This window comes from Mycobacterium sp. 1274761.0 (assembly GCF_001668615.1).
GTDB lineage: Bacteria > Actinomycetota > Actinomycetes > Mycobacteriales > Mycobacteriaceae > Mycobacterium.
The window spans coordinates 90,022-115,997 of the sequence record NZ_LZMC01000055.1 but is presented as its reverse complement, the minus strand read 5'-3'; the positions used below and the strand labels follow the sequence as shown (position 1 = coordinate 115,997).

Here is a 25,976-nt window from a genome sequence, read left to right as displayed (position 1 = left end):
TCAGAGTTAATCCCGTCACAAAAACGGTGGAAAACCGCAGGTGAGGGGGATTTGACCAACGAAATCAGTGCTACTGTCGGGGATAACCCCACGAATTCGCATGATTCTTCCTGGATAGGAGTAGGTCCTTGCTGCGCCAAGCCGACACCCGAGCCACTGCCAAGTGGGCCCGCAGGATCGGCGCGCTCGCTGTTCCCGTTGCGGCAAGCGCCGCGGCTATCGGATGGGCAGGGCCCGCAGCCGCCGACAGCAGCAGCTTCTTGCAGAGCCTGCAGCCGCGCTACACCTTCTTGAGCGAGGCGCAACTGCTGTCGGCCGGCAACCAGGCCTGCTCCGGTGCGCGCAGCGGCATCCCCGCCTCTGACAACGTCATCCGGGTGAGCAAGAATCTCGGAATCTCAACGTCGGCCGCGTGGGAAATCGTCATCGCCAGCATCAACCACCTGGGCTGCTGACCGCTACTTCTTGGCGGCAGCCTTTTTCGCAGGCGCCTTCTTAGCGGCCTTCTTGGCCGGTGTTTTCTTCGCGGCTCCAGCCTTTTTCGCGGGCGCCTTTTTGGCCGGAGCCTTCTTCGCCTGCCCGTCACCGGATGAACCGCCGCCGCGGCGTGCCTTGACACTGGCCTCGAGCTTGGCGAGCAGATCCGACACGTCCTCGGTCTCGTCGAGTTCCTTGGGCTCAGCCTCTTCGGCGGTAAATGCTTCTCCGCCTTCGAGTTTCGCCTCTACCAGCTCGCGGAGCTGCTCCTGGTAGGTGTCCTCGAAGCGCTCGGGGTGGAAGTCGTCGGTCATCGACTCGACGACCTGTCCGGCCATCTTCAGCTCCGCCGGCTTGATGTCGACTTCCTTGTCCAGTACCGGGAAATCCGGGTCGCGGATCTCGTCGGGCCAGAGCAATGTATGGATGACCATCACGTCGCGCTTGCTGAAGTCCTTGACGCGCAACGCCGCAAGCCGGGTTTTGTTGCGCAAGGCGAAGTGCACGATCGCGACGCGATCGGTCTCGGCAAGGGTCTTGGCAAGCAACACATAGGACTTCGACGACTTGCCGTCGGGCTCAAGGTAGTAACTCTTGTCGTACATCAGCGGGTCGATGTCGCTGGCCGGCACGAACTCGACGACCTCGATCTCGCGGCTGCGCTCCTCCGGCAATGTCGAGATGTCCTCGTCGGTGATCACCACCATGTGTCCGTCGTCGGATTCGAACGCGCGCGCGATGTCGCGGTACTCGACGACTTCGCCGCACACCTCGCACACCCGCTTGTAGCGGATCCGACCGTTGTCCTTGGCGTGGACCTGGTGAAACTTCAGATCGTGGTCTTCGGTCGCGCTGTAGACCTTGACGGGAACATTCACCAGTCCGAAGGAGATCGAGCCCTTCCAAATGGACCGCATTTCTCCAGTATTCCCTAATCAGTCAGCTGCGAAGCGTATGCCGCGTCCCGGGTGGCTCGATCCGGCAGGTCAGCCCCCGCGCGTGCGACCGTCAGCGCCGAGGAGATCGTGGCGGTCTGCAGCACGGCCGTCAGCGTGTCGACGCCGATCCGGCGCAGGTCCGCCCGCCGCTGCGCACCGAGCAGCTGCAGTGACCACAGGGCGTCGATCAGCCCCGTCATGAACGCATCGCCCGCACCGACCGTGTCGACCACCTCGACCGGGTAGGCCTGCACCCGCGCGACGCCGGCCTGACACGCCGCGAAAGCACCCCGCTCGCCCATCGTCACCACGACGATCGCCGGACCCAGCCCAAGCCATGTCCGCGCCACCTGCTCGGGCGCGCGGTTCGGGTCGATCCAGTGCAGGTCCTCGTCGCTGGCTTTCACCACATCGCACCGTTCGAGGATGCGGTCGATCCGGCCGCGTGCCTGGTCGTCGTCGGCGATCAGCGCCGGCCGTACGTTCGGGTCGAAGCTGACCGTGGCCGAGACGTGGTAGGCGTCGAGCAGTGCAGCCGTCGCCCGGCAGCCGGGCTCGAGCACCGTCGCGATCGACCCGGTGTGCACCACCAGCGGCGGCGCCACCTCTGGTGTGCCCGCGAGCTGCCAGTCGATGTCGAAGGCGTACTGCGCCTTGCCGTCGTCGTCGAGTGTGGCTACCGCGGTCGGAGTCCGCGCCGCCGTTGTGCTTCCCGAAACCAGTTGGGCGCCAGCGGCTTCAAGGTAGGCGATAATGCGGCGCCCGCGGTGGTCGTCGGCGATGTGGGTCAGGAAGTCGACGCCACGGCCCAGCCGGGCCAAGCCGACGGCGACATTGAGCGGGCTGCCACCGACGTGTTCGCCGGTGATGGTGCCATCGCGCTCGACGATGTCGATCAGGGCTTCGCCGATGACCAGCGCCCGGTCGGTCATGGGGCGTCCTTCATCAAGGCTTCTAGCGTGGCCCGCGCGCCGTCGCGATGGAGGGACTCCAGCGCCCAGGTGTAGGCCTCCACGAATCGACCGGAGGTTGCGAGATCGCCGAAGACATCCGTGTTTTCGATGAATGCGGTGGGATTGTCGCGCTGCGAGCGGGCCAGCGGCACCAGGGTGTCGGCGAGCTGGTCCTCAACATCGATGGGCTCGCCCTGCTCGTCGACGCCTTCGGCGTAGCGCGCCCAGCTGGCCACCGTCGCCGCCGACAACCGGATCGGTCCATCGGAGGCCAGGTTCGCGCGGATGACGGGAAGCAGCCACTTTGGGATGCGATCCGACGATGCGAAACACAACCGTGCGATGGTGTCGCGCACGCCGGGGTTGGCGAACCGTTCGATCAGCGTCTTCTTGTAATCGGGCAGGTCGATGCCGGGCACCGGAAGCAGGGTCGGCGTCGCCTCGGTATCCATGTAGCGCATCAGGAACTCCGCGAACAGCGGGTCGGCGGCGGCATCGTGAACGAATCGGTATCCGCTGAGATAGGCGAAATAGCACAGGCTTTGGTGGCTGGCGTTGAGAAGCCGCAGCTTCATCAACTCATACGGCCGCACCTCGTCGACCATGAGGACGCCGACGTCCTCCAAAGGCGGTCTGCCGTCGGAGAAGTCGTCCTCGAGCACCCACGAGGTAAACGGCTCGGCCACCACGGGCCATCGGTCGTCCACCCCGAACTCGCTTTTCAGGTTGTCGATCACCTCGGGCGTAGTGACCGGCGTGATGCGGTCGACCATCGAATTGGGGAAGCGCGTATGCGTGAAGATCCACTGCGCCAGCCCGGGGTGGACGCGTTCTGCGTAAGCGGTGAACGCCTCGCGCGCGACGTCGCCGTTGCCCTCGATGTTGTCGCACGACACGATCGTCGGCGAGGCGATCCCGCGGTCGCGGCGCCGGGCGAGCGCGTCGGCGACCAGACCGAACACGCTGACGTCGTCCGGGCTGATGGTGTCGACGTTGTAGCCGCCCTCGGTGATGGTCAGAGAGATGATCCGCGTCGACGGCGCCGCCAGCAGTTCGACCACCGCCACCGGGTCGTCGGGGGCGTAGCGGTAGTCGACGATCGAGCCGATCACCCGCGCGTCACGGGTGCCGTCCGGGTTTTCCAGCACAAGCGTGTAGAGGTCGTCCTGGGCGTCGAGCACCTCCTTCATCTTGCGATCGGCCGGCATGACGCCCACCCCGCAGATGCCCCACTGCTGCACGGAGTCGGGGCCGTTCTCCAGGAGCCGGTCGATGTACATCGCCTGATGAGCGCGATGGAAGCCGCCCACCCCGAAATGCACGATGCCCACGCCAACGTCTCCACGGTCGTACGCGGGTTTCGCGATGGGGATCTGGCTCATCGCGGATCGGTTGAGTGTTGTGTGCGTCACAATCACCATGCTAACGTGATGAGCATCTACTCGCGCCCCTGAGCATATGCTCACAGTCCGCAGAAGAACGGCGGGTAATCCGTGTCGACGACGACCGAGCGCATGGCTGCTACCGCAGGCAGCCCTCCTGCGCCCGAGGACCTCCGGTTGGCGCTGCGCGCGGCGACGCTCTATTACCTCGACGGGCTCACGCAGGCCGAGATCGCGAGCCGCCTCGGTGTGTCCCGGCCGACTGCGGGACGGTTGATCGGGCGGGCCAAGGCCAAGGGGCTGGTCCGCATCGAGATCGTCGTCCCGCCCGATATGCGCGACAACCTGCACGCCGACGAGGAACGCGAACTCGAATTGCGGTATGGCCTGACCGAAGCCGTCGTCGCCGGAAGCGGCATCGATGTCGGTACACCGGGACGGCCTGCGGCATATGCGAGCGTCGGCCGTGCGGCCGCGGCGCTGCTCATGCGACGGCTGACCCCGACCGACGTCATGGGCTTCACCTGGGGTCCCGAGACGGTGGCGGTAGCGACGGCATTGACGCCGGGGGTGGCCAGTTGTCGCGCGGTGGTTCAGCTGGACGGCGCCATGTCGACCGCCGCGTATCAAACCGGCACCGAGTTCATCCTCGGCCGATGCGCGGATGTGCTTCGCGCGCAGACGATTCGGCTTCCGGCGCCGCTGTACGCCGACCCCTCGACAGTGGCATCGATGCGCAGCGACTCCGTCATTTCGCGGACACTGGAGGCCGGAAGGCACGCCGACGTCATGATCTTCGGCGTCGGCACCCCATCGACGGCGGGCACGCTGTTCGAAGGCAGCTACCTCGACACCCGAATGCTCGACGAACTGGTGTCGCGTGGCGCGGTCGGCGAGATCGGGGGCCGCTTCTTCGACGCCGACGGCGAGCCCGTCGACTCCGAGCTCGCCCAGCGTGCGGTGTCGGCTCCGCTCGAAGACGTCAAGGCATGCCAGAAGACGATTTTGATCTCCAGCGGCGCGGCCAAGCATCAGGCCACGCTCGCCGCGCTGCGCGGACGGCTGGCGAGGCTCCTGGTGTGCGACATCGACTGTGCCCGTTGGCTGCTGGCACAGCGCTGAGGGAGGTCCGAAAGATGATAGGGATACGACGAGTGACGGCGTGTGCATCGGCGTGCGTTCTGCTGCTCACCGCCGGCTGCGCAGGGGCGGGCAGCCTGGGCGCATCGTCCGACGAAGTGACCATCGCTTTGGTGTCGAACTCGCAGATGACGGATGCGCAGAAGTTGTCGACGGATTTCGAGGCCAAGAACCCCGGCACCAAGCTGAAGTTCATCACGCTTTCGGAGAACCAGGCGCGCGCCAAGATCACCATGTCAACGGCCATGGGCGGCAGCGAGTTCGACGTCGTGATGATCAGCAACTTCGAGACACCGCAGTGGGCGCGCGACGGTTGGCTGCGCAACCTGTCCGACTACGCCCGCAAGACGCCCGGCTACGACGAGAACGACTTCATCTTGTCGCTGCGCGAATCGTTGTCGTACGAGGGCAACATGTACGCCGTCCCGTTCTACGGCGAGTCGTCATTTCTGATGTATCGCAAGGACCTCTTCGAGCAGGCCGGCATCAAGGTGCCGCAGAACCCCGAGTACCAGCCTTCATGGCAGGAGGTCGCCCAGTGGGCGAACACGGTGAAGACCGACGACCGGGCCGGTATCTGCCTGCGCGGAAAGCCCGGTTGGGGCGAGGTGCTGGCGCCGCTGGACACTGTGATCAACACGTTCGGCGGCCGATGGTTCGACGATAGCTGGAACGCCCAACTCAACAGCCCCGAGGTGCGCAAGGCCGTCAACTTCTACGTCGACCTGATCAAGCAGGCCGGCGAACTGGGCGCCTCGTCAACGGGTTTCCAGGAATGCGCCAACCTGTTCGGCCAGGGCCAGACGGCGATGTGGTACGACGCCACGTCGGCGGTTTCGGTTCTCGAGGATCCCAAGACGTACCCGGACCTGGTCGGCAAGATCGGCTACCTGCCCGCGCCGATCGCCGAAAAGCAGAACTCGGGATGGCTCTACACCTGGGCCCTCGGCATCCCGAAGAGCGCCAAAAACCCCGACGGCGCATGGAAATTCGTCTCCTGGATGACCGACAAAAACTACATGAAGCTGGTCGGCGAGAAGCTGGGCTGGGCGCGGGTGCCGCCGGGCAGCCGAACGTCGACCTACACCGAACTGCCCGAATACCAGGCGATCTCGAAGTCCTACGGACCGCTGACATTACGGTCGATCGAGAGTGCGACCCCGAACAAGCCCACGGTGCAACCCGTTCCCTACACCGGCGTGCAGTTCGTCGGCATACCCGAGTTCCAGGATTTGGGCACGCGGGTGAGCCAGCAGGTCAGCGCCGCGATCGCCGGACAGAAGTCGGTTGACGAAGCGGTATCTCAGGCACAGGAATACGCCGAGGTCGTCGGCCGAAGCTATCAGGAGAAGTGATGACCGTTACCGCTGATACCGAGGCCACCGCCAACGAACAGGCCGCGGCCGAACGGGTTCGCAAGATCCGAGAACGCCAAGGCGCGGGAGTGAGTCGCGCCGAGGGCTGGCGACGGCGCGGCCCGCTGCTTCCGGCGTTGATTTTCATGATCGTCGTCACCCAGATCCCGTTCTTGTTCACGCTGTACTACTCGACGCTGTCGTGGAACCTGGTGCGACCCGGGTCGCGCAGGTTCGTCGGGCTGCAGAACTACATCGCGGTGGTCAAGGACAGCCAGTTCTGGACGGTCGCGATCAACACCGTGGTGTTGATCGTCGTGGTCGTGGTGGCCTCGGCGGTGCTCGGGTTGTTGCTCGCCCTGTTGCTCGACCGGGCGTTCCTCGGCCGCGGCGTCGTGCGCACGCTGCTGATCACCCCGTTTCTCGTCACACCCGTTGCCGCGGCGCTGATTTGGAAGACCACCATCCTCGACCCGACGAACGGCATTCTCAATTGGTTGCTGTCGCTGGTGGGGATCGACAAGGCCGACTGGATCGGTCAGTTCCCGCTGACGATGGTGATGGTCGTGCTGATCTGGCAGTGGACCCCCTTCATGATGCTGCTGATCCTGGCCGGTCTGCAGTCCATGCCACGTGACATCTTGGAGGCCGGGCGCGTCGACGGTGCGGGTGCGTTCCAACTCTTCCGCGAGCTGACGCTGCCGCACCTTCGGCGGTTCATCGAATTGGGTGTCGTGCTGGGTGCCATCTATCTGGTGAACACGTTCGACGCCATCTACATGATGACGCAGGGCGGACCGGGTATCGCCAGCGCGAACCTGCCGTTCTACATCTATCAGCGGGCATTCCTCGGCTTCGACATGGGGCAGGCGGCGGCCATGGGCGTCGTGGTGGTGATCTTCACGATGATCATCGCGAGCTTCGCTCTGCGCTTGATATTCAAGTCGTTCAGCGGCAAGGAAGAGGCGGTCTGACATGACCACAACGACGGCGACAGCGCCGAAGAAGAAGAGCCGCAAGTTCAGCCCGTGGACAGTGGTGGCGTGGCTCGCCGGCCTCGCATTCTTCTTCCCGGTGTTCTGGATGGTGCTCACGGCGTTCAAGCAGGAGGCCGACGCGGCGACGAGCCCACCGAAGCTGTTCTTCACCCCGACCCTCGATCAGTTCACGGCGGTGTTCGATCAGGGCATCGGCCCGGCGTTTCTGAATTCGGTCTTCGCCACTGGACTTTCGACGCTGATCGTGTTGCTGCTGGGTGTGCCTGCGGCGTTCGCGCTGTCATTGCGGCCGGTGCGCAAGACGCAGGATGCACTGTTCTTCTTCATGAGCACCAAGATGTTGCCGATCGTTGCGGCCATCCTGCCGCTGTATGTGATCGTGTCCAATATCGGTCTGCTGGACAATATCTGGGCGCTGGTCATCCTCTACACGTCGATGAACCTGCCGATCGCCGTGTGGATGATGCGGTCGTTCTTCTTGGAGGTGCCCGGTGAGCTGCTCGAAGCGGCCAGCCTGGACGGCGCGAGCCTTTCTCGTTCGGTGCGCGAGGTCATCCTGCCGTTGGTGTCACCCGGTATCGCCGCGACCGCGCTGATCTGTGTGATCTTCGCGTGGAACGAGTTCTTCTTCGCGGTGAATCTGACCGCTGTGAACGCCGCGACCATGCCGGTGTACCTCGTCGGATTCATCGCGGGCGAAGGCCAGTACTGGGCCGTGCTGTCGGCTGCGGCGACCATGTCCGCGCTCCCGGTGATCCTGTGCGGCTGGTTCGCGCAGAACAAGCTGGTGCGCGGCCTGTCGTTCGGCGCGATCAAGTAGAGGAGAAAGACGAATGGCTGCAATCACTTACAAGAACGCCACCTGTATCTACGAGGGCTCTGACAAGCTCGCCGTCGATTCGCTGAACCTCGACATCGACGACGGCGAGTTCATCGTGCTGGTCGGCCCGTCGGGCTCGGGTAAGAGTACAGCGCTACGCATGCTCGCCGGGCTCGAGGACATCGACGAGGGCAGCATCGAGATCGGCGGCAGGGACATGACCGGTGTGCCGTCGAAGGACCGGGACATCGCGATGGTGTTTCAGAATTACGCGCTCTACCCGAACAAGACGGTCGCGGAGAACATGGGCTTCGCGCTCAAGCTGCGCGGCGTGCCCGCCAGTGAGCGTCGCAAGAAGGTCGAGGAGGCCGCGAAGATCCTCGACCTCATCGAGTTCCTGGATCGCAAACCGGCCAAGCTGTCCGGTGGTCAGCGTCAGCGCGTGGCGATGGGTCGTGCGATCGTGCGCGAGCCGCAGGTGTTCTGCATGGACGAACCACTGTCGAACCTGGACGCGAAGCTGCGCGTGCAGACCCGCACCCAGATCGCCGCCCTGCAGCGGCGTCTCGGCACCACCACCGTCTACGTCACCCACGACCAAGTCGAGGCGATGACGATGGGCGACCGCGTCGCGGTGCTGCGGTTTGGCAAGCTGCAGCAATTCGCGGCGCCGAACGAGCTCTACGACAGGCCGGCGAATGCGTTCGTCGCGGGCTTCATCGGCTCGCCGGCGATGAACCTGGTGACGCTGCCCGTCGCTGCGGACGGCGTCAAGATCGGCGACAACACAATGGAATTGGAGCGGGCGGATCTGGCGAAGGTGACCGATGCCGGCCTATCGGAGGTCACCGTCGGGATTAGGCCCGAATCGCTGGAGATCTCCTCCGACGGCGGCGTGGACGTCGTCGTCGACCTGGTCGAGGACCTCGGCAGCGAAGCCTACGTCTACACCCACGTGGGCTCGGGCTCCGGCATCGAATTGGTGGCGCGGTGCAATCCGCGGACGGCGCCGAAGTTGGCGGAGTCGATCAAGCTACGCAAGTCGCCGGAGGGTGCCGTGCACCTGTTCGACCCGAAGACCGGCGACCGCTTGAACTGAGCGGACGATCTACGACCCTGGCGCAGAAGTCGGCGAAAAGGGGTTAGACGACGGGTTCCACGCCCGGGTTGGTGCCGTAGCCGACCTGCGGATTGGCACCGCCGGCGTCATGGGTGAACACCTGCGAGGGAGCCGGCTTGCAGTTGTTGTCCATCGGGGTCTGATCGCCCGAACAGAACGGCACGAGATCCTCGGGGTCCGCGGCCGCGGTCGCGGCCCCGAACACCGCGCTGGAGGCCACCAGCAGGCAGGCAGCGATGATTCGCCTCATCACTCCACGGTACAACGGGTATTACGTTGGCGTGGTGGATCGATTCGGCCGGGTGAAGCTGACCAACCCGGATAAGGTGCTGTATCCGGCGACGGGCGGACGGCGTAGGGCCGTCACAAAAGGAGACGTGTTCGACTACTACGTCAACATCGCCGAGGTGATGATCCCGCATATCGCAGGCCGCGCGGTCACCCGAAAGCGCTGGCCCAACGGCGTCGACGAGCCGTCGTTCTTCGAGAAGCAACTCGCCAGCTCCGCGCCGGATTGGCTGACGCGCGAGAGCGTCACCCATCGATCGGGGACGACGACGTATCCGATCATCGACACCGTCGAGGGGCTCGCCTGGATCGGTCAGCAGGCCTCGCTGGAGGTGCACGTGCCGCAGTGGCAGTTCGTTGAGGGCAAACCCGGCCCTGCCACCCGCTTGGTGTTCGACCTCGACCCCGGCGAGGGCGTGACGATGAAGCAGCTCTGCATGGTGGCTTCCGAAGTACGCGACCTGATGAGCGACATCGGGCTGACGGCGTATCCGCTCACCAGCGGCAGCAAGGGCCTGCACCTGTACGCCCCGCTGGAGAAGCCGGTCAGCTCGCAGGGCGCGGTCGTGCTCGCCAAACGCGTTGCGCAACAGCTGGAGAAGGCCATGCCCAAGCTGGTGACGTCGACGATGACCAAGAGCCTGCGCACCGGAAAGGTCTTCGTCGACTGGAGCCAGAACAACGCGTCGAAAACGACGATCGCGCCTTATTCGCTACGCGGTCGCGAGCAGCCGACCGTCGCCGCTCCGCGGACATGGGACGAGATCTCCGATCCCGACCTGCGGCACCTGCGCTTCGACGAGGTGCTCGAGCGCGTCGCCAAAGACGGCGACCTGCTGGCCGGGCTCGACGAGGCGGTCCCGATACCCGACCGGTTGACGAAGTACCGCAGCATGCGCGACCCGTCGAAAACCCCTGAGCCGGTACCGAAGTCGAAGCCGAAATCCGGCGCCAACGACCGCTTCGTCATCCAGGAGCACCACGCCCGGCGACTGCACTACGACCTGCGCCTCGAGCGCGACGGCGTGCTGGTGTCGTGGGCGGTGCCGAAGAACCTGCCCGATACGCCGTCGGTCAACCACCTCGCGGTGCACACCGAAGACCATCCGATGGAATACCTGACGTTCGAGGCGACGATCCCCAAGGGTGAATACGGCGCGGGCAAGATGTTCGTTTGGGACACCGGCACGTACGAAGCCGAGAAGTTCAACGACAATCCGCCTGACGGCCCCGCGAAGGGCGGCGAGGTGATCGTCACCTTGCACGGCGAGAAGATCGACGGTCGATACGCGCTCATCCAGACCGACGGCAAGAACTGGCTGGCGCACCGCATGAAGGAGCAGAAGCATCCCACCGCAGGCGATCTCGCGCCGATGCTGGCCACCGAGGGCTCCGTGCAGCGGCTCAAGAAGACTCAGTGGGCGTTCGAGGGCAAGTGGGACGGCTATCGCGTCCTGGTGGACGCCGACCACGGCAAGCTGTGCGTCCGGTCACGCCGCGGTCGCGATGTCACCGCCGAGTTTCGCCAATTCGAGGCGCTGGCAGCCGATCTCGCCGACCATCACGTGATCCTCGACGGTGAGGCGGTGGCGCTTGACGAGTCCGGCGTGCCCAGCTTCAACGAGATGCAGAACCGGAAGCGCTCCACCCGCGTCGAATTCTGGGCCTTCGACATTCTGCAGCTCGACGGGCGGTCACTTCTGCGGGCCAAGTACTCCGACCGTAGGCGGCTGCTGGAGGCGCTGGCCGACGGCGACGGCCTGATCGTGCCGCCCCCGCTGCCTGGCGACGGCCCCGAAGCGCTGAAGTATGCCCGCGAAAACCGTTGGGAGGGAGTGATTGCCAAGAAACGGGACTCGACGTACCAACCGGGCCGGCGCTCGTCCTCGTGGATCAAGGACAAGATCTGGAACACTCAGGAAGTCGTCATCGGCGGTTGGCGACAGGGGGAAGGCGGCCGGTCGAGCGGCATCGGCGCGCTCATGCTCGGCATTCCCGACCCAGCTGATCCGGCCGGTGGGTTGCAGTTCGTCGGACGGGTGGGCACCGGCTTCACGGAGAAGGACCTCGCCAATTTGAAGAAGGCCTTGAAACCACTGCACACCGACGGGTCACCGTTCAACGCACGGCTTTCCACGCAAGACGCGAAGGGGGTGACGTTCGTGCGGCCGGAGCTGGTGGGCGAGGTGCGCTATAGCGAGCGCACCGGCGACGATCGGCTGCGTCAGCCGAGCTGGCGCGGCCTCCGCCCGGACAAGACGCCCGACGAAGTGGTGTGGGAGTGAAGGAACTACACCTAGATCGCACCGATGCCGTTGCCGTCGACCGAGCCAGCGTCCAGGTAGTCGATCAGGATTTCAGGAATAGTCCGCGGGTTCCGGTCCTGGTGATGAAAGTCGTTGTTGCAGTGCAGGGCGGCAAGCTTCACCGGTTCAACTATCAGGTGACAGTCGAGTTGACCGGAGCAATAGCCGAGATCGGGCTGCTCCCCGTTCAACAGGTCGACGTCAACGCCACCGCGTCGGTCGGTCGCGAGCTTCTACCGCCCGAGCACTAGAGGCTCGGATAGGCCTTGACCGCTTCTTGCAGACCCCGCGTCGCCAGCACGTCGGCCAACTCGTTGTCGGTGACGCCCGAGTGCCCCTTCACCCAGAACCACTCGACCTGGTGCCGCGCGCAGGCGACCTGAAGTCGCTGCCACAGATCGACGTTCTTCACCGGTTGCTTTGCGGCGGTCAGCCATCCGTTGCGCACCCAGCCGTGAACCCACTTGGTGATGCCGTTGCGAACGTAGGTGCTGTCGGTATAGAGATGCACCACGACGGGTCTGGTGAGGGCTTCGAGCGCCATGATCGGCGCCGTCAGTTCCATGCGGTTGTTGCTTGTCGGGCCGAACTCGCCGCCGCTCATCTCGCGGACATGCTCACGCTGGCGCAGCACCGCGCCCCACCCGCCGGGCCCGGGATTGGGTCGGCAGCCGCCATCGGTATGGATCACGACGATGTCGGCGGGGTCGATCATGCGCTGAGGATAGGCACGGGGCCGGCTGGCCCGGCTCAGCGACGCGCCGAGATCAACGCCGTCGGCACCGAGATCCCGAACTGCTGATGCCGAAGCGTGCTGATGCGTCGCCCCGGCTGCACGGCGTCCTTGACCGGCGTTGTCGATTCACCGAAGAACGCGGCGGCTGCGTCGATGTCCGCAACGACGTAGGTGATTCCCCACAGCGTCGATGGACCTTCGGCCGCCGTCTCCGGCGAACCGACGACCTCGATGATCACCTCTCCCAATCGGAAGAAGATCTGGCGGATGGGTTGGCCGCCGAGTTCGCCGTCGCGCTCCCGACGAGGTTCCACGCCCACCGCGGCCAGCGATTCGACCGTCCGATTCAGATCTGGAGACATCAGCACGACGTGGTCGATCGCGACCACGCCGTTGGCGTGCTCATGCGGCGCACCCGCAACCGTCCCGGCTCGAGTCGTCGGTATCCCGTCGAGGTCACCCAACGAGAAGTCCGGCGGCAGCCCGCCCAACGACCACCCGAGGATGCCTGTGCCTGATGTCGCCGCCAGCCGGATCCGAACACCGCCGACCCGGCACACGGCCTCGGAGTCGACGCTGAAGCCCGCCCGGACCCAGGCATCGCCTGGATCGGCCACGACGAGCTCTTCGACAGTGACGGCCACGCGCGCAGAGTACGCGCTGTGCGGTCGCATAGCATGACCGCCATGAGCAGAGTGTCGGTGATCACCGGTGGCGCGGGCGGCATGGGCGTCGCAACGGCGAAGGTCGTGGGCCGCGACCACGCTGTGGTCCTCGCCGACGTGCGGCAGGACCGGCTCGACGGCGCGGTCGCCGCGTTGGACGATCTGGGGATCAGCGCCACGGCCGTCAACTGCGACGTCACGGACCGCGCGGCCGTCGACAAGCTCTTCGATACCGCATCCGGCCTCGGCACTGTCGCCTCCGTCATCCACACCGCGGGTGTGAGTCCCAGCATGGGAAACGCCGAATACGTCATGCGGACCAACGCCATCGGCACGCTCAACGTCAACGAGAGCTTCTACGCAATAGCGGGCGAGGGCGCCGCAATCGTCAACGTGGCGTCGATGGCCGCTCACCTGCTGCCCGAAAGCCTCATTCCCGCAACGAAATTCCCGCTAGCCCTGCAGGATCGGGACGCCTTCATGAAAGCCATGCTCGAGGCATGCGCCATCGCCGGAGACGACCCCCAAGCCCGCTCCGGCATCGCCTACGCCATCAGCAAGGGCTTCGTGCGGTGGTACAGCGTCGCGCAATGTGAACGGTTCAACGCCAAGGGCCTCCGCGTCCTGTCGGTTTCGCCGGGGTCCATCGACACCGAGATGGGCCAGCTTGAAGCGAACGCCGGGGCCGGCGCGATGGTCGCCGACGCCGCGGTGCCGCGGTGGGGCAAGCCCGAGGAGATGGCCGACCTTCTCGCTTTCTGCGCCAGCGATAAGGCCGGCTACCTCACCGGCACCGACATCCTCAACGACGGCGGCGTCGTCGCGTCGATGACCGAACGCGCCAGGGCGGCCGCTGCGAGCGGTTAGCGCACCGTGGCGTGCGTCGAGCGTGCATGACTGCAGGTATATTGCGGCGTGTCGCGCAGCAGACACGCACGCTCGCGAAGAAAGGGAGCCCGACTCAGGCGCGGGTCCATTGCTGCGTCAGCCGAAGCAGGTAGGTCAGGGCCGGCAGCACGACCACGCCGGCCAACGCGACGACGACCAACAGGCCAACCAGCGTCGCGTCCGCGCCCGCGCCGTCGTAGATGGTGACCTGATCGACCAGCAGCCACGGGTATTGGGCCACACCCCATCCAATGACAACCGAACCGACGGCCGCGACGGCCGGGATGCGCGCCAGCGAGAAGCGTCTGCGGTACAGCAGAGCCAGTGTCGCGATCCCCGCCACTGCAGCCACCGCCAACAACGGCGACGCCGCGGTCCGCAGACCGTGACTCAACGTCGGCGCGTCGTGGGTGACTGGATAGAGCCCGGCGAACACGACGATGCCCGTCGCGATCCCCACTGCGAGAGTACGGATGCGCAAGCGACCGGCGAGCTCGTCGTCACCGGCGCGGTCGGCGTCGGCCGTGAGGAAAACCCCGGCCAGGAAGATGCACGTCACCGCGGCCAGGCATCCGCCGACGAGCGACGTCGGGTTGAGCCACGAACCGATCCGGTCGCCGTAACCGGCCGCGGGCACCCGACCTGAAGCGACAGCGCCCGCGACGGTACCGAAGAAGAACGGTGTGATCACCGACGACGACGCGAAAATCGCCCCGAACAGCCGGGCCTGGGCGAATGTCTCGGAGTACTTGCGGAACGCAAAGCTGGCGCCCCGCAACACGATTCCGGTCAACGCCAGGCTCAACGGGATGAACAACGTGGTGGTGGCGGCGGCGAAGGTGGCGGGGAAACCGGTCCACCACATCACCAGGATGTAGATCAGCCACACGTGGTTGGCCTCCCAGACCGGCCCGATGCTGGTGTCGACGAGTGTGCGTAACTGGCTGCCCCGCTCATCGAAGCCCGCGGTGAGATCGTAGAAGCCCGAACCGAAGTCGGCCCCGGCGAACAAGGCGTACACCACGACACCGAGGAACATCGCCATCGCCACGACCGACGCCAGGGTCATCGCACCGGCTCTTCCTTCGGCGGACCGTAAGGACTGGGTAGGTCGGTTTCGCCGGCGCGCCAGCGTCGCGCCATGGATCGCAACACCACCCAGGCGCCGACGGCCATGCCCGCATAGATCACCAGCACCGCGGTGTAGCTCCACCACAGGCCGGCGGACTGACTCGCCGCGTCGACGGTGTGCAATATCTGCCACACCGTCCACGGTTGCCGGCCTACTTCCGTTGCAACCCAGCCAAATTCGACCGCCAACATCGCCAACGGACCGGCGATCACTGCGAATCGGAGAAACCAGCGGTTCTTCATCAGATCACGGCCGCGCCACCGCAACAGCCAGTACAACAAAACGGCCGCCGCCAACACAGTGCCGAGCACGACCATCGACTGGAAGGCCAGATGCGTGACGTTCACCGGCGGCCAGTCTTGCCTCGGCACGGTGTCCAGACCGGGGACGGGAGCATCCAGGGAGTTGCGCGCGATGACGGAGCCCAGTCGCGGGATCTCCAGCGCACCGTGGACCTCTCCGTCGACCAGCACCCCTCCGAGCCGGAAAGGGGCCGGGCTTTCTGTGGTCTCGGCCAATTCGAAGGCGGCGAGCTTGGCCGGCTGGGTGTCGTTGATGCGCATGCCGAGGATGTGGCCGGCGATCGGCTGCACGATCGCCGCGACAGAAGCGAAGGCGAACGGCGCGGTGAAGCCGAGACGGTGATGGGCGTCGTCGCGTCCGCGCAACAGGCCGGCGGCATACACGCCCGACACCGTGAAGCCGACGATCATGAACGCCGCCAGCCACATGTGCAGGAATTGCATCCACACGCCGTCGTTGAACATCGCCCGCCACGGGTTGATGTCGGTGACCTCGCCACTGCGGATCGCAAAGCCCGCCGGATTGTTCATCCAGGCATTCACCGCCACCACGCAGAAGGTGCCGACCACACCGGACACCGCCATGGGAATCAGCATCGCGAGATGGCGCCGCGGCGGCATGCGGCCCCAGCCGTAGAGGTAGATGCCCAAAAAAATCGCCTCGACGAAGAACGACAGCCCCTCAAACGCAAAGGGCAGGCCGAGGACGTCGCCGAACCTGCCCATCAGCCCCGGCCACAACAGTCCCATCTCGAAGCTGAGCACGGTGCCGGACACCGCGCCGATGGCGAACAGGACCGCTGACACCTTGGCCCAACGCTTCGCCAACCCCAACGCGGCCGGGTCGTCGCGGACGATGCCACGCCGGTGCACCACGTAGATCATCGCGGGGAACGCCACGCCGAAACAGGCCAGGACGATGTGGAAGCCCAGCGACAGCGCCATTTGTTGCCGAGCCGGCAGCAGGGCTGGCGGGTCCGACGCGAGGAGAAGCACCGCATCGCTGAAACCCACGATTGGGGACGCTACTCTTTGGGCCGGCCGCGCCGTCCGCCGACAATCTGATAAATGTGCTCGCTGCTGGGTACTCTGAGAGGTGCCGGGGGGCTCAACCAGGAAGCCTCGTCGATAACCGCCTTAAGCAGGTGAGTTACGCATAATGACGGCACGCACCGCGATGCACCCGCCAGAGCGAACACGGACAGAAGAATCGGATGCGGCTGAGATCCGCGCGGTTCTGGAACGCACCTACGGCGCACTTCTGCGTCTGCAGGAGAACCGTGCGCGCGAGCCTGAGGAACGGATGATCCACGAACGGGTCGACGTCGGCACCTTCGCGATCGACGACATCCGCTTGCCCGGAGATGCCGAGTTCTCTCCGGATCCGCTGGGCAGCGTCGTTGCCACGTGGGTCAACGACGGTCGGCTCGAAGGGAACTGCGACGGCATCAAGGGCGAGGCGTCGAGCGGCGAGCTCACCATGGTGTCGCAACCGGATCTGCCGCACTACGCGCATGCCGAGGACCTGTCCGCCACCGCGCTTGTGATGGATCCGGCGGTGGTCACCAGCGCCATGACCGGCGTTCCGCCGTGCCATGGCATGCCGTCGGTACGGTTCGACGACTTCCGGCCCGTCAACGCGGCTGCGGCTCAATTGTGGATATCGACAGTCAACTACGTGAAGAACAATGTGCTGGCAGACGACGCTCTGGCTACGCCGTTGGTCATCGGCCACGCCAGCCGGTTGCTCGCAGCGGTGACTCTGGCGGCATTTCCGGCCCGTGCGACCGAGGAATCACCCTACAACCACTCGGACAGCAGACCGGTGCTGCTGGGGCGCGCAATCGAGTACATGGAGTCCAATGTCGAGAACGACATTGGGTTGGCGGATATCGCCGACGCCGTTCACCTCACTCCGCGGGCCGTGCAGTACATGTTCCGCAAACACCTAGCCAACACGCCGTTGCAATACCTGCGAGGCGTGCGGCTGCACCGCGCCCACCAAGACCTGATCCGGTCCGACAGGCTGCACACCACTGTCACCGCCATCGCCGCGCGGTGGGGGTTCATGCACACAGGTCGATTCGCCGTGTTGTACCGCGAAACCTACGGGTGCAGTCCCCACGAAACGCTGCGGAGCTGACGACGAGCGAGGTGATATGAGCACCCCACCGAGTTCGCAGGACGACTCCGCGGCTTCGCGTGCCGAGGCGGCGCGTGCACGCGCCGACGAGCTGCGGGTGCGGCGTGAAGAACTGGAACGTGGTGTTCCTACGAGTACCGACGCTGTCGCCCGTGCGCAGAGACGCGCTCGCGAGTCGCTGCAACGCGCCAGGCGCGCCCATCACGCCGCCGCGCAGCAGCACGTGGCGGCCGGCCGCGCTCACCTTCGAGCGGCGGCGGCACACGAGCAGGCGGCCATCCTCGCCGGAGACGGCGCGGGGGAAGCCCATCAAGATGCCGCCGAACATCACAGGGACGAGGCGTTTCGGCACGAGAACGCAGCCCAAATCGATTACGCAGCCGAGGACCTAGACCGGCAACACCAACAGGACTGGGACCGTGAGCACGGCTGAGCAAAACCTAGCCGTCTACCTCCATCAGCAGCAGCGCGCCGTCGATGGATTCTTCCGGAGAACGAAACGCACTGCACGTGACACATACCCGGATGGCTTTTCCCCGCCTGTTGACGGCATCGACCGTCGCCTCCTCGGTGCCGTAGGGGTCGACGAATGCCTTGCCGATCAGCGGCTTGATGGCCTCGATCGGCAATCCGATGTCCAGCGATTGCAGCGGTGCGCCGGTGATCTCGTCACTGCGTAAGCCCCAGAGCTCCTCACATCCGCGGTTCCACGCCACGATGCGCATTTCGCGGTCCACCACCGTCATGCCCAGCCGAATCGAATTCACCAGCGAATCGACGAACGATCTGGCGTGCTCGAGCTCCCCGCTGCGCTCACGAAGCGTGTCGTTGATCGTGTGCAGCTCGTCATTGGTGGACTGGAGTTCCTCGTTCATCGTTTCGAGCTCTTCGTTGGTGGACTGCAGTTCTTCGTTGGTGGTTTCCAGCTCCTCCACCGTCGACTGCAGTTCTTCGTTGGTCGTTTCGAGCTCTTCGTTGGTCGACTGCAGTTCTTCGTAAGCGGCCTCCAGCTGACGGTTCGTCTGGACAACCTTGTCCAGCAGTGCCCTGGTCGCTGTCACGTCGAAAAAGACGATCGAGGTGCCCAGCAGGCCATTCTCGGCGTCGATGAGCGGATTGATGTGAATCTCGAACCAGACCGTCTCGGAGCCGGGTCGCTGCCATTGGACATCCGGGATTCTTGCCGATCGTCGTTCGACCTTCGCTTGTTCCAGGTAGGCGCGCAGCTCGACCGGTCGGTACGACAGCTCCAGGTCCCGCAGCAGCCGGCCGATGTCGCGCGCCGACAGCCCGAAGGTCGCCTCGGCCTGCTGGTTGATCATCGCGACGGTGTCCTCGCCGGTCACGACGATCTGCGCGACCGGGCTCGCCCTGAAGGCGAGCTCGCGAATCGGGGACAGTCCCGGGAGATCCCCGTGTCTTTCGTACATGACGGTCCCGTTTTCGTACCGATCGATGCCGCGGTGTGAACCCGCTGCTTTGCGGAAGATCCTGTGCTTGAGGTTCAACGGCGCGAAGCGGTCGGCGTGGCTCAGCAGCATCTCGGCATGCCCCAGGAAAAGCGTCCCTTGGGGCGCAAGAGCAAAATGTAAGCGCCCGAGGACGTTTCGCTGGGTCTCGGCGTTGAGGTACATCAACGTGTTGCGGCAGACCACGAGGTCCACCCTCGAGATCGGCGCGTCCTTCACCAAGTCGTTGCGCCCGAAGATCACCACCCGGCGCAGATCCTTCCGAAAAACGTAGCGCCCGTTGACGTGTTCGAAATAGCGCTCGAGCAATCCCGGCGGTACGGAGTCGACGGCCTTGGCGTCGTATGCGGCCGCCCGCGCCTCGGTCAGAGCGTCTTCGTCGACATCGGTGGCATAGATTTTCACCCGCTGGCGGAAGTCGTCGACTCCCATCGCCTCCGCCAGGATCATCGCCAGCGTGTACGCCTCCTGACCCGATGCGCAGCCGGCGCTCCACACTCGAATCGGGTCGCCTGGTCCGCGCTCGGCAAGCATCGCTGGAACGACTTCGTCACGGACGTAATCCCAGGCTGGCGGATCGCGGAAGAAGGCGGTGACGTTGATCAGGATCGTGTTGAACAAGGCCGAGAACTCGTCGGAACTTACCTGCAACACGTCGAGGTATCGCTCGTAGGAGTCATAGCCGGCGCCGTCCATCCGGTGTCGAACCCGGCGCATCAGCGACGTGCGCTTGTATCCGGTGAAGTCGAAGCCACGAGAGTCGCGCATATACCGCAGTAACGCCTCGAACGCCTCGTCCGTTTGCCCGTCCAATCTAGGTCCGTCCCGGCGCTTCCTGTGAGGCGCCCCAACCGAAACATACTCGTGCTTACAGCCGATTCTCCGGACCTATGACCGCCCATATCGTTTTGCCGGACGGGGTGGGCAAGGTTCCCCAGAGCCGGGTCAGTAAGCCGACGATTCTCAGGCCCGTCGGCATGTCGGCCGCCAACCGCGTCTCTCGCAGCGCCGGCGGCGTCCGACAGCCGTCTTCGACCGCGATCACCACGGTGTCATCCTTTGATTCCAGCCGGAGGCTCGGGGGGCCGTCCGTATGCTGCAGCACGTTTTCGACGAGCGTGGTCACGATGATCTTCGACACGGCCACGAGCTCAGCCTTGGACCATGCCGTCAGCCAGCACTCCACCAATTCCCGCGATCGGCGCAGGCTTTCGGGGCCCTGGGGCAGGGCGGCTCGGGCGCGCCGCCGATGCCGCCGCGAGTAACTGCCGAGGGCCGCCATCGCGTCATCGACCGAGGCGTAGACCGGTACGTACCGAGTGATGCCGTTCCTTGCGATCGCCGCGCGGCCCATGGCATGGCTACAGACGACAATGATCGGGATTTCCGGCCAGCGGTCGACATGCCAGCGCGCGCTGGTGAAAACGGCCCACGCGGATCCCGCAGGAACAGCCAGATCGTCGACGTCGACAATGACGGCCATCGGTTCGTCGAGTGCTGCCTTGATGATCGTGTCACGCAGTGTGCGATAGGTGGCGCTGTCCAGGGTGCCGCACGCCGCGAGGACGGACGCACCCCGATATGAATGAGTGCTGACCATCAGCGAGCAGGCCTGCTCAGCTGGCACCACGTTCTCCCTCAGCAGGCGAGTTTTCCGCCAACCGCTCACCCAACAGGGCTACCGCGTTCTCCGCTTCCTCTGCCAGGGCAACGTAGCGGCTGGCCAGTTCACCGGGGCCGACGTCGTGAGCCAGCCTCCTGGACAGATCGGCTTTTTCCCGCAGGCTGCGAACCGCTGTCCACAGCGCAGTGTCGATCTCGTCGTCTCTGGCGCTCAACAGCGCATCAGCCGTCCAGGCATGCCCCACCCGGCAGCGGTAGTTCTGATCGCTGATTATCGTCAGTGATCCGTTGCAGTCCGGGCAGGTATAACCCGACGGCGGACCCAGCTCATCGGCTGTGAATTGCGGGGAGAACCGGCGCGCCATAGCGATACGGTTCTCCAATTCCATTGTGGTGTCGGGCTCCATATCCCGGTCCTCGATAACTCGTTGGGATAAGTCCTTGAGCAGCGGCCCGATGTCGACCGCAGGGGCCTGGTGGTCCACAACACCCGCCCGCAACGCGTTGATGGGCATCGCGGGGAACAGGGCGTCGTCGGGGGTTTGCACGACCGTGGTGCCGCCCCTTGCCTTGATATCCGCGGCGCCCCGCACCCCGTCGTCGAGCACGCCCGATAACAGGACCCCGAGCCCGCGTGGCCCAAAGTTCAGCGCAACCGACCGAAACAACGCGTTGATCGCGGGGCGGTGGCCGTTTTCTGTCGGACCCTCGGACAGCGCCACCCGGTCGTCGTGAACGAGGAGGTGACGATCGGGCACGGCTACGTAGATGTGTCCGGCTTCCAGCGTCATTCCGTCTTCTGCTGCGACTGCGGGGAGCGGGCCGGCGCGGTCGATGATCTTGGCCAGCACACTCGGCGCCCCCGGAGGCATGTGGAGGGCGACGAGCGCGGCGTATGGAAGATCCGTCGGTAGATTTCCGACGAGGTTCGTCAACGCCTCCACGCCGCCTGCGGATGCGCCGACCGCCACTACCCCCTTGAGTGCGCCGCCGTCGATGTCTTCATCGGTAGTCGCCATTGCGAGGTGAATACCCAGGCCACGCTAGCGCAACCTTCACTGCGCCCGGTTTTCACACTCTGGCTTTCACACCCTGGCTTTCACACTCTCGCGATCACCTTCTCCGCGAAGGTCTCGAGATGGCGGATCTTGGTCTCGAGCGGCTCGGTGTCGGTGCCCATGATGTAGGGGTTGCGCAAGCCGACAATGGCATCGGTGACGCCCTTGTCTTCGAGCCGCTTGATGCCGTCGGGCGTGTAGGCATCGGCGGACATGACGTGGATTTCGAACGGTCCGGTCCGGCCTTCTTCTTGGCGAATCTCGTTGAGCCGGTTGATCAGACGGTCGAGTTCCTTGCGGCCGCTGCCGCCGTGCATCCAGCCGTCGCAGCGGGCCGCGCGGCGCAGCGCGGCTTCGGCGTGCCCGCCGATGAGGATCGGGATCGGCTCGTTCGGGGCGGGCGTCATCCTGGTTTTGGGGATATCGTAGAACTCGCCGTGGAACTCGAAATAGTCACCCGAGGTCAGGCCTCTGATGATCTCGATGCATTCGTCCATCCGCTTGCCGCGCTTGGAGAACGGGACGCCCAGCAGCTCGTAGTCCTCCGGCCATGGGCTGGTGCCAACACCGAGGCCGAGGCGATTGCCGAAGACCGCCGCCAGCGACCCGGCCTGTTTGGCCACCAGCGCGGGCGGACGGATCGGTAGCTTCAGCACGAAGAAGTTGAACCTCATCGTGGTGGTCACCGCGCACAGCGCCCCGGCAAGCACGAACGCCTCGACAAACGCCTTGCCGTCGAGGAATTCCCTGTTGCCGTCAGGCGTGTAGGGATACTTCGAATCCGACTCGAAGGGGTAGGCGATGCTGTCGGCGATCGCCATCGCGTGGTACCCGGCGGCCTCGGCCGCCTTGGCCAGGGGCACGTAGAACGAAGGATCGGTCATCGCTTCGGCGTAGGTGAACCGCACGGTGTGAATACTAGAACGTGTTCTAATTGACGCCAGCGTGTTTCGGCCGCGAGCCAGGCGGGAACGACGGTGGCCATGAGCGCGTCGAAATCGTTGTACCAGCCCCTCTCGGTCGTCATGAGCGTGCTGGGCGGCCTGGTCGCGGGCAAGATCTTCACCGAGATCTGGCAGCGAGTGAACCCGGAGGACGAGGAACCGGATCCGAAAGACCTGAGTCGCTCGACGCGGGAGGTGTTCATCGCCGCCGCAGTGCAGGGCGTCATTGTCGGGCTGGTGCGGGCTGCGTTAGCCCGTGGCCAAGCGAAGGGTTTTGCGGCACTGACCGACGAAGACCTCAGCTAGCGCGTCGGGGACGATGTAGCAGGTGCGCACCTGGCTGACCCGCAATGTGCGGGTGTTGTCGGCTGTTTCGTTCCTGCAGGACACCGCCAGCGAGCTGCTCTATCCGCTGCTGCCGATTTATCTGACCTCGGTGCTGGGCGCGCCTGCTGCGGTCGTCGGGGCCATCGAGGGTGCCGCGGAAGGGGCCGCGTCGCTGACCAAGCTTGCGGCCGGCCCGTGCGGTGACCGGTATGCGCGGCGCCCGCTGATCGCCACCGGTTACGGCATGGCCGCGCTGGGCAAGGTGATCGTCGCGGCGGCCACCGCATGGCCGGGGGTGCTGGCCGGGCGAGTGGTCGACCGTCTGGGCAAGGGGCTGCGCGGCGCGCCGCGCGACGCGCTGTTGGTCGACGGCATCGACGCCGGCGCTCGTGGGCAGGTGTTCGGATTCCACCGTGCCATGGACACTTTCGGTGCCGTGGTCGGTCCACTGCTCGGCCTGGCGGGTTATGAACTGCTCGATCATCAGATCGCGCCGCTGTTGTGGGTCGCCGTCGTCCCTGGGGTGCTCAGCGTGGCTTTGGTCTTTCTGGCGCGCGAGACGCGGCGTGTGCTGCCCGCGCAGCGGAAGGCGATCTTTGCCCACATCCGAGACCTGCCTCAGCGCTACTGGCGGGTGACGGCGCTGCTGATCGCCTTCGGCGTCGTCAACTTTCCGGATGCGCTGCTGCTGTTGCGGCTCAACGAGATTGGCTTCTCGATCGTCGAGGTGATCCTGGCTTACGTCGGCTACAACCTGGTGTATGCGGTGTCGAGTTATCCGGCCGGACTGCTGGCTGACCGGTTGCCGCGACCGGCGGTCTTCGGCATCGGGCTGGTGTTCTTCGCCGTCGGCTATGTCGGCTTGGGGCTGACCACCGACACCGTGACCGCCTGGCTATTGATCGGGGTTTACGGGCTCTTCACAGGGTGCACGGATGGTGTTGGCAAGGCGTGGATTTCGTCGCTGGTCGGCTCCGACCTGCAGGGCAGCGCACAGGGCGTGTTTCAGGGCGGTAGCGGCTTCGCCGTGTTGATCGCGGGATTGTGGGCCGGCCTGCTGTGGGGTGTGGACGGCCGACTGCCGTTGCTGGTGTCCGGGGTTGTCGGCGCGGCCTTCGCCTTCGTGCTGCTGGGTGCTGCGCTGCGCTACCGAAGCGGTACGACGGCCTCGACGCCATCCAGCTCATAGGGCGGCGTGCCGACACCGGCCACCGAGATCCAGCCCTGCTGGGTGCGTTCGGTGATTCGGCATTCGGCGCTTCGGTCCTCGACCGTCAGTGTTCCCGCCGGGGACTGCACCGCTTCGGGTAGTTCGGCGAAAACCGTTCCCTGCCAGTGGTATCGGCCGTCGATAGGGTCGACGTGTCCCGACAGTCGCACCCGTGCCTGCAGTGCGGCGCCCCCGGCATGAAGCGTGGCTGCGCCGTCATAGATGTCGTCGACCACACCGATGTGTGCGCTGAGGTCGAACGAGCTCGGCGCCAGTTCTGCCATCCGGCGCCAGTACGCGGCGTCGGCTCTGTCGGCTTCGGCGGCTCCGCGGCGTACAAACATGCGTTGGGTGCTGAACAGCACCTCGATGCGGGTGCTGCCCGTGCGTTGCATCACCTCAAGGCACTCGGCGATGTAATCGATCTGTGCGTCGGCGAGGTCGCCGGTACCGGTGACCATGAAGTAGTTGGGCACACCGTGGGTCGCCACGCCGAGGTAGGGCGCGAGCTGCTCACGGCCAGAACGTATTTGGTCGGTGACGATGATTCGGGCGCGGCCGGACGACAGTGTCCAGGCGTGCGTCGCCTCATCGAACGACGAGGCGCTGAGGTCGCAACCGCCCACGTCCGCGATGCCGACGATGCCCGCCTCGCGCAGCCGGGTTCGGGCGCGGTCGAGCCCGACGACTGCAACGTCGACAATGTCGTCGGTCATTGCGGCAGAAAGCCGCTACGCCGCCACATCCGGCGAGAGATCGGCCCCATCAGCCCAACCTCTTCAAGGAACGCGGCCAGCGGGGCGAAGCCGCTCACGTGGACCTCATGGCGATGCGGGCTGGTGCGCGCGAGGTGTTGCGCGCGGTCGGCGTCGAGTCCGACCCGACGATACGGAATCTTGCTGGTGAACAGATACCGAAACAAGTAGCCGCCGATCCCGCTGAGGTTGGACACCCATAGCCGGGTGAACCGACCCATGGTCGGCGTCCGCTTGCGCAGGCCGTCGCGGGCGAACTGAATGTGGCGCGCTTCTTCGGTCACGTGAATCCGCATGAGCCGCTGCACCATCGGCTGCAGCTCGTCGTCGTCCATCATCTGGCGTTGAAGCGAATCGAAGATCTCCTCACCGATCAGCGCGGCACCCCAGAGCACCGAGCCCTTGAACCCCAACGGCAACGCGTTGATGATGACCCGGTGCCACCAGCGTGGCCATACCGGTTTGGCGCCGACGCGCTCGATCGCCTTGCCGAACATCACCATGTGACGGGTCTCGTCGCCCATCTCGGTCAGTTCGTAATGGACCGCACGTGATGTCGGGTCTTGATGCATGATCTTGCGCAGCAGCGCCTGGTTGAGAATGTTCTCGAACCAGATGCCCGCCGACAGCGTGTTGACGAGTTCCTGTCGCGACAGCTCGATCTGCTGTTCGCGGGTCATCTCGTCCCACATCGGGGTGCCGTACAACGAGACGCATCGCGGCGGCAGGAAGAACTTGTCCGGGTCCAGCGGAGTATCCCAGTCGATGTCGACGACGGGCGCATAGGACTTCTTCACCGAGCCGTTGAGTAGACGGCCGGCGAACTGCTGACGTGCTGGCTGCTGCCTCATCGAGGCGGTCATCCGCGTCTCCCTCTATAGGTGCTGTGCCTCAACGGTAAGGATGGCGGCGGAAAGATGTCAATACCCGCGGTACCGGATACTTCG

27 protein-coding genes are annotated in these 25,976 nt (G+C 65.2%); 12 read left to right on the top strand and 15 right to left on the bottom strand.

Going from position 1 to position 25,976, the window contains the following annotated elements; all coding sequences use genetic code 11:
• The first annotated feature begins 128 nt into the window (after positions 1–128).
• Entirely contained in the window at positions 129–455 is a 327-nt protein-coding gene (locus tag A5651_RS09330) for a DUF732 domain-containing protein (RefSeq protein ID WP_197496588.1), read from the top strand.
• A gap of 3 nt (positions 456–458) precedes the next feature.
• Here the strand turns inward: A5651_RS09330 and A5651_RS09325 are convergent, their stop codons facing one another.
• From A5651_RS09325 to A5651_RS09315, 3 genes are read right to left on the bottom strand one after another with little or no spacing between them, the layout of a single operon-like run.
• A complete protein-coding gene (locus A5651_RS09325) occupies positions 459–1,394 on the bottom strand; it encodes a Ku protein (protein WP_066978655.1) in 936 nt (311 codons plus the stop codon).
• Positions 1,395–1,408: 14 nt separating this feature from the next.
• Positions 1,409–2,347 (bottom strand): carbohydrate kinase, encoded by a 939-nt coding sequence (locus A5651_RS09320; protein WP_066978652.1) that lies wholly within the window; start codon positions 2,345–2,347, stop codon positions 1,409–1,411.
• Positions 2,344–3,789 (bottom strand): mannitol dehydrogenase family protein, encoded by a 1,446-nt coding sequence (locus A5651_RS09315; protein WP_066978649.1) that lies wholly within the window; start codon positions 3,787–3,789, stop codon positions 2,344–2,346. The genes A5651_RS09320 and A5651_RS09315 overlap by 4 nt, the downstream gene beginning before the upstream one ends.
• A gap of 93 nt (positions 3,790–3,882) precedes the next feature.
• Between A5651_RS09315 and A5651_RS09310 the strand changes: the two genes are divergently transcribed.
• Genes A5651_RS09310 through A5651_RS09290 form a run of 5 tightly spaced genes read left to right on the top strand, consistent with a single transcriptional unit; the run spans position 3,883 to position 9,162 of the window.
• Positions 3,883–4,872 (top strand): sugar-binding transcriptional regulator, encoded by a 990-nt coding sequence (locus A5651_RS09310; protein WP_066978646.1) that lies wholly within the window; start codon positions 3,883–3,885, stop codon positions 4,870–4,872.
• A 14-nt stretch (positions 4,873–4,886) separates the two neighbouring features.
• Positions 4,887–6,245: an ABC transporter substrate-binding protein gene (locus A5651_RS09305; RefSeq protein ID WP_066978643.1), complete on the top strand. Its 1,359-nt coding sequence runs from the start codon at positions 4,887–4,889 to the stop codon at positions 6,243–6,245.
• Positions 6,245–7,219 (top strand): carbohydrate ABC transporter permease, encoded by a 975-nt coding sequence (locus tag A5651_RS09300; RefSeq protein ID WP_066978640.1) that lies wholly within the window; start codon positions 6,245–6,247, stop codon positions 7,217–7,219. Before A5651_RS09305 ends, A5651_RS09300 begins: the two co-directional genes overlap by 1 nt.
• Before the next feature lies 1 nt (position 7,220).
• A complete protein-coding gene (locus tag A5651_RS09295; protein ID WP_066978637.1) occupies positions 7,221–8,063 on the top strand; it encodes a carbohydrate ABC transporter permease in 843 nt (280 codons plus the stop codon).
• Between the two features lie 13 nt (positions 8,064–8,076).
• Complete coding sequence (locus A5651_RS09290) at positions 8,077–9,162, top strand: ABC transporter ATP-binding protein (RefSeq protein WP_066978634.1); 1,086 nt, start codon at positions 8,077–8,079, stop codon at positions 9,160–9,162.
• A 43-nt stretch (positions 9,163–9,205) separates the two neighbouring features.
• Here the strand turns inward: A5651_RS09290 and A5651_RS09285 are convergent, their stop codons facing one another.
• A complete protein-coding gene (locus A5651_RS09285) occupies positions 9,206–9,433 on the bottom strand; it encodes a hypothetical protein (RefSeq protein WP_197496587.1) in 228 nt (75 codons plus the stop codon).
• 31 nt (positions 9,434–9,464) lie between these two features.
• On the opposite strand from A5651_RS09285, the gene A5651_RS09280 reads away from it, so the two are divergent.
• Positions 9,465–11,756 (top strand): ATP-dependent DNA ligase, encoded by a 2,292-nt coding sequence (locus tag A5651_RS09280; protein WP_066978631.1) that lies wholly within the window; start codon positions 9,465–9,467, stop codon positions 11,754–11,756.
• Positions 11,757–11,767: 11 nt separating this feature from the next.
• On the opposite strand, the gene A5651_RS25290 is transcribed toward A5651_RS09280, so the two are convergent.
• Genes A5651_RS25290 through A5651_RS09270 form a run of 3 tightly spaced genes read right to left on the bottom strand, consistent with a single transcriptional unit; the run spans position 11,768 to position 13,157 of the window.
• Complete coding sequence (locus tag A5651_RS25290; protein ID WP_156662758.1) at positions 11,768–11,968, bottom strand: hypothetical protein; 201 nt, start codon at positions 11,966–11,968, stop codon at positions 11,768–11,770.
• 56 nt (positions 11,969–12,024) lie between these two features.
• Positions 12,025–12,492 (bottom strand): ribonuclease HI, encoded by a 468-nt coding sequence (rnhA, locus tag A5651_RS09275; RefSeq protein ID WP_066978628.1) that lies wholly within the window; start codon positions 12,490–12,492, stop codon positions 12,025–12,027.
• Between the two features lie 35 nt (positions 12,493–12,527).
• Positions 12,528–13,157 carry a VOC family protein gene (locus A5651_RS09270; RefSeq protein WP_066979003.1) on the bottom strand — a complete coding sequence of 210 codons (630 nt, stop codon included), beginning with the start codon at positions 13,155–13,157 and terminating at the stop codon, positions 12,528–12,530.
• Between the two features lie 42 nt (positions 13,158–13,199).
• Between A5651_RS09270 and A5651_RS09265 the strand changes: the two genes are divergently transcribed.
• On the top strand, positions 13,200–14,045 hold the full coding sequence (locus tag A5651_RS09265) for an SDR family oxidoreductase (protein WP_066979000.1): 846 nt from the start codon (positions 13,200–13,202) through the stop codon (positions 14,043–14,045).
• A 94-nt stretch (positions 14,046–14,139) separates the two neighbouring features.
• Here the strand turns inward: A5651_RS09265 and A5651_RS09260 are convergent, their stop codons facing one another.
• Positions 14,140–15,135: a cytochrome d ubiquinol oxidase subunit II gene (locus A5651_RS09260; RefSeq protein ID WP_066978624.1), complete on the bottom strand. Its 996-nt coding sequence runs from the start codon at positions 15,133–15,135 to the stop codon at positions 14,140–14,142.
• Positions 15,132–16,514, bottom strand: a complete 1,383-nt coding sequence (locus A5651_RS09255) for a cytochrome ubiquinol oxidase subunit I (RefSeq protein ID WP_066978622.1) — start codon at positions 16,512–16,514, stop codon at positions 15,132–15,134. The genes A5651_RS09260 and A5651_RS09255 overlap by 4 nt, the downstream gene beginning before the upstream one ends.
• 145 nt (positions 16,515–16,659) lie before the next feature.
• On the opposite strand from A5651_RS09255, the gene A5651_RS09250 reads away from it, so the two are divergent.
• Both A5651_RS09250 and A5651_RS25960 read left to right on the top strand, forming a co-directional pair.
• Positions 16,660–17,643: an AraC family transcriptional regulator gene (locus A5651_RS09250; RefSeq protein ID WP_066978619.1), complete on the top strand. Its 984-nt coding sequence runs from the start codon at positions 16,660–16,662 to the stop codon at positions 17,641–17,643.
• A gap of 16 nt (positions 17,644–17,659) precedes the next feature.
• Positions 17,660–18,076: a hypothetical protein gene (locus A5651_RS25960; protein ID WP_066978615.1), complete on the top strand. Its 417-nt coding sequence runs from the start codon at positions 17,660–17,662 to the stop codon at positions 18,074–18,076.
• Between the two features lie 7 nt (positions 18,077–18,083).
• Here A5651_RS25960 and A5651_RS09240 read toward each other — a convergent pair whose 3' ends face one another.
• The 4 genes from A5651_RS09240 to A5651_RS09225 all read right to left on the bottom strand — a co-directional run bounded on the left by A5651_RS09240 (position 18,084) and on the right by A5651_RS09225 (position 22,701).
• On the bottom strand, positions 18,084–19,880 hold the full coding sequence (locus tag A5651_RS09240) for a CheR family methyltransferase (RefSeq protein ID WP_066978612.1): 1,797 nt from the start codon (positions 19,878–19,880) through the stop codon (positions 18,084–18,086).
• Positions 19,881–19,980: 100 nt separating this feature from the next.
• Positions 19,981–20,739, bottom strand: coding sequence for an STAS domain-containing protein (locus A5651_RS09235; protein WP_231988629.1), 759 nt, complete (start codon positions 20,737–20,739; stop codon positions 19,981–19,983).
• On the bottom strand, positions 20,729–21,754 hold the full coding sequence (locus A5651_RS09230; protein ID WP_066978609.1) for a chemotaxis protein CheB: 1,026 nt from the start codon (positions 21,752–21,754) through the stop codon (positions 20,729–20,731). Before A5651_RS09230 ends, A5651_RS09235 begins: the two co-directional genes overlap by 11 nt.
• A gap of 80 nt (positions 21,755–21,834) precedes the next feature.
• Positions 21,835–22,701: a TIGR03619 family F420-dependent LLM class oxidoreductase gene (locus A5651_RS09225; protein WP_066978606.1), complete on the bottom strand. Its 867-nt coding sequence runs from the start codon at positions 22,699–22,701 to the stop codon at positions 21,835–21,837.
• A 75-nt stretch (positions 22,702–22,776) separates the two neighbouring features.
• Here A5651_RS09225 and A5651_RS09220 point away from each other — a divergent pair, with 75 nt between their 5' ends.
• Positions 22,777–23,043 carry a DUF4235 domain-containing protein gene (locus A5651_RS09220; protein ID WP_066978603.1) on the top strand — a complete coding sequence of 89 codons (267 nt, stop codon included), beginning with the start codon at positions 22,777–22,779 and terminating at the stop codon, positions 23,041–23,043.
• A gap of 22 nt (positions 23,044–23,065) precedes the next feature.
• Entirely contained in the window at positions 23,066–24,253 is a 1,188-nt protein-coding gene (locus tag A5651_RS09215) for an MFS transporter (protein ID WP_066978600.1), read from the top strand.
• Here A5651_RS09215 and A5651_RS09210 read toward each other — a convergent pair.
• The gene (locus A5651_RS09210; RefSeq protein ID WP_066978596.1) at positions 24,211–24,990 is read right to left on the bottom strand and encodes a DUF4873 domain-containing protein; all 780 of its coding nucleotides are present in this window, start codon (positions 24,988–24,990) and stop codon (positions 24,211–24,213) included. The genes A5651_RS09215 and A5651_RS09210 overlap by 43 nt on opposite strands.
• Positions 24,987–25,892, bottom strand: a complete 906-nt coding sequence (locus tag A5651_RS09205; RefSeq protein WP_066978592.1) for a diiron oxygenase — start codon at positions 25,890–25,892, stop codon at positions 24,987–24,989. Before A5651_RS09205 ends, A5651_RS09210 begins: the two co-directional genes overlap by 4 nt.
• Between the last annotated feature and the right edge of the window lie 84 nt (positions 25,893–25,976).

Excerpts from the sequence above, each read along its gene's own strand:
- A5651_RS09325 (WP_066978655.1), bottom strand. The coding sequence starts at position 1,394 with ATGCGGTCCATTTGGAAGGGCTCGATCTCCTTCGGACTGGTGAATGTT.
- A5651_RS09320 (WP_066978652.1), bottom strand. The coding sequence starts at position 2,347 with ATGACCGACCGGGCGCTGGTCATCGGCGAAGCCCTGATCGACATCGTC.
- A5651_RS09315 (WP_066978649.1), bottom strand. The coding sequence starts at position 3,789 with ATGGTGATTGTGACGCACACAACACTCAACCGATCCGCGATGAGCCAG.
- A5651_RS09310 (WP_066978646.1), top strand. The coding sequence starts at position 3,883 with ATGGCTGCTACCGCAGGCAGCCCTCCTGCGCCCGAGGACCTCCGGTTG.
- A5651_RS09305 (WP_066978643.1), top strand. The coding sequence starts at position 4,887 with ATGATAGGGATACGACGAGTGACGGCGTGTGCATCGGCGTGCGTTCTG.
- A5651_RS09300 (WP_066978640.1), top strand. The coding sequence starts at position 6,245 with ATGACCGTTACCGCTGATACCGAGGCCACCGCCAACGAACAGGCCGCG.
- A5651_RS09295 (WP_066978637.1), top strand. The coding sequence starts at position 7,221 with ATGACCACAACGACGGCGACAGCGCCGAAGAAGAAGAGCCGCAAGTTC.
- A5651_RS09290 (WP_066978634.1), top strand. The coding sequence starts at position 8,077 with ATGGCTGCAATCACTTACAAGAACGCCACCTGTATCTACGAGGGCTCT.
- A5651_RS09285 (WP_197496587.1), bottom strand. The coding sequence starts at position 9,433 with ATGAGGCGAATCATCGCTGCCTGCCTGCTGGTGGCCTCCAGCGCGGTG.
- rnhA (WP_066978628.1), bottom strand. The coding sequence starts at position 12,492 with ATGATCGACCCCGCCGACATCGTCGTGATCCATACCGATGGCGGCTGC.
- A5651_RS09265 (WP_066979000.1), top strand. The coding sequence starts at position 13,200 with ATGAGCAGAGTGTCGGTGATCACCGGTGGCGCGGGCGGCATGGGCGTC.
- A5651_RS09260 (WP_066978624.1), bottom strand. The coding sequence starts at position 15,135 with ATGACCCTGGCGTCGGTCGTGGCGATGGCGATGTTCCTCGGTGTCGTG.
- A5651_RS09250 (WP_066978619.1), top strand. The coding sequence starts at position 16,660 with ATGACGGCACGCACCGCGATGCACCCGCCAGAGCGAACACGGACAGAA.
- A5651_RS25960 (WP_066978615.1), top strand. The coding sequence starts at position 17,660 with ATGAGCACCCCACCGAGTTCGCAGGACGACTCCGCGGCTTCGCGTGCC.
- A5651_RS09240 (WP_066978612.1), bottom strand. The coding sequence starts at position 19,880 with ATGCGCGACTCTCGTGGCTTCGACTTCACCGGATACAAGCGCACGTCG.
- A5651_RS09230 (WP_066978609.1), bottom strand. The coding sequence starts at position 21,754 with ATGGCGACTACCGATGAAGACATCGACGGCGGCGCACTCAAGGGGGTA.
- A5651_RS09220 (WP_066978603.1), top strand. The coding sequence starts at position 22,777 with ATGAGCGCGTCGAAATCGTTGTACCAGCCCCTCTCGGTCGTCATGAGC.
- A5651_RS09210 (WP_066978596.1), bottom strand. The coding sequence starts at position 24,990 with ATGACCGACGACATTGTCGACGTTGCAGTCGTCGGGCTCGACCGCGCC.
- A5651_RS09205 (WP_066978592.1), bottom strand. The coding sequence starts at position 25,892 with ATGACCGCCTCGATGAGGCAGCAGCCAGCACGTCAGCAGTTCGCCGGC.